Below are 599 nucleotides of genomic sequence, written 5' to 3' on the forward strand. Positions count from 1 at the left end.
TCCATCATGCCGCACACGTCGATGATCTGGAAACGGCCCTGCTTGGACTTCTTGATCGGCTTCTGGCCGGTAATCATCATCATCGGCATGCCGCCGAGGTAGGCATAGGCGCTGGCAGTCACCAGGTTGGTGGCGCCGGGGCCGAGGGTCGACAGGCTGACGCCGGTCTTGCCGGTCAGGCGGCCATAGGTGGCAGCCATGAAGCCTGCGGACTGCTCATGGCGGGTCAATACCAGCTTGATCTTCGATTTGCGCAGGGACTCGAGCAGGTCGAGGTTCTCCTCGCCGGGGATGCCGAACACATATTCGACACCTTCGTTTTCCAGGCATTGCACAACGACATCGGCGGCCTTGGCCATTTTGCTTCTTACCTCAGTGTATAGGGCGGTGGAGGTCCAGAAATGCGCAGCACGGTACGCTGGCATCGCTCTGTCCGGGTGCGAGGATTGCCCCGAACCTAAGTCTTGACGCAGGGTCGATGCGGGAAAGTCACGTCATCGAACGGTAATAATTGTCGCACCCCTGGCGCCGCTTGCAGAGCTATCCGAAGCGCAAAAGACCTTTGCCGTGAACCGAGGTTGGAAGGATTGAATAGCCGG

General features: G+C 59.3%; 1 protein-coding gene. It reads right to left on the reverse strand.

The window, feature by feature from the left end:
- Positions 1–359: thiamine pyrophosphate-binding protein (locus DM373_RS28425; RefSeq protein WP_244215148.1), on the reverse strand; the 359-nt coding region annotated here is incomplete at its 3' end.
- Between the last annotated feature and the right edge of the window lie 240 nt (positions 360–599).

Source organism: Pseudomonas sichuanensis (genome assembly GCF_003231305.1).
Lineage (GTDB): Bacteria > Pseudomonadota > Gammaproteobacteria > Pseudomonadales > Pseudomonadaceae > Aquipseudomonas > Aquipseudomonas sichuanensis.